This is a genomic window from Collimonas sp. GW821-FHT07E08, from assembly GCF_059418905.1.
The window spans coordinates 1-1239 of record NZ_JBWKQR010000049.1 but is presented as its reverse complement, the minus strand read 5'-3'; the positions used below and the strand labels follow the sequence as shown (position 1 = coordinate 1239).

The window sequence follows — 1239 nt, the reverse complement described above, 5'->3', positions numbered from 1 at the left end:
CCTGCGCAAGGACAACTACATCTTCCACGGCAAGACCCTGCGCGAGCAGACCGAAAGCATCTTCAGCGACTACGGCAGCCATCCTGACTGGGATGTGCGGGTGCGCGGCGAAGATGTCGCGATGACCGACGCCTGCCAGTTCGACGAGAGCGATTTCAATTACCTGCACCGGCGCTGGGAAGCGGCCGGCTGGTCGTACTGGTATGAGCATAGCGACAAGGGTCATAAGCTGGTCCTGAGCGACGATACGACCCAGGCGCCCGCCATCGACAACGGCCCCGAGATCCGCTTCCAGCGCCATGGCGGCGCGATCGAGGAAGACGGCATCGGCGACTGGTCGCCGGTGCGCCAGATCGTGCCCGGCAGCGTCAGCCTGGCAGGATTCAATTTTAAAAGCCCGGTACCCGCCAATGTCGGCGTGCCGACCCTGAACAAGCAGGGCGATGTGCTCAACATCGAGTCTTATGAATATGCGGGCGCCTATGGTTTCAAAGGCAACCAGGATGGCGACAAACAGGCGCAGCTGCGCATGGAAGAGATCGAGGCAGCGGGCAAGCACTTCGAGGCGAAAGGCAATAACCGCTCGGTATTGCCGGGCCGGTATTTCCGTTTAACCAACCATTTTGCCTTCAATCCCTTCGGCAGCCATGAAGAGGCCGGCAAAAGCGAGTTCCTGATCCTCACGGTCCACCACAAGGCGAGCAACAACTACCTGCAGCAAGCCAGCGAGAAGGCCGACTACAGCAACCAGCTGACCTGCATGCGTAAAACCATTCCCTGGCGTCCAGGCCGCGGCTTCAACAGCAGCGCCACCAGGATCCAGGCGCCGCAGACCGCCACAGTGGTCGGCCCTTCCGGCCAGGACAGCATCTATACCGATGAATACGGACGCATCCGCGTGCAGTTCCACTGGGACCGGATCGGCAACAACGATGAGAAGAGCTCGGCCTGGCTGCGCGTAGCATCCAGTTGGGCGGGCAGTGAACTGGGTGCTGCGGCGATTCCGCGCGTCGGCAGCGAAGTGATCGTGCAATGGCTCGATGGCAACCCGGACCGGCCGCTCATCACCGGCAGCGTCTACAACCAGCGCAACATGCCGCCGTGGAAGCTGGCGACCCAGCAATCGCTGATGGGCCTGCGCAGCCGTGAATTGACCCCGAATGGCGGCAACCAGGCTGGCGGGCGCAGCAACCACCTGATCCTGGACGACACCAACGCCAAGATCCAGGCGCAGCTCAA

1 protein-coding gene is annotated in these 1239 nt (G+C 61.9%); it reads left to right on the top strand.

Annotated features, from left to right (window positions below):
* The coding region (locus AC07RZ_RS24095) for a type VI secretion system Vgr family protein (RefSeq protein ID WP_494669868.1) at positions 1-1239 on the top strand (1239 nt) is incomplete at both ends.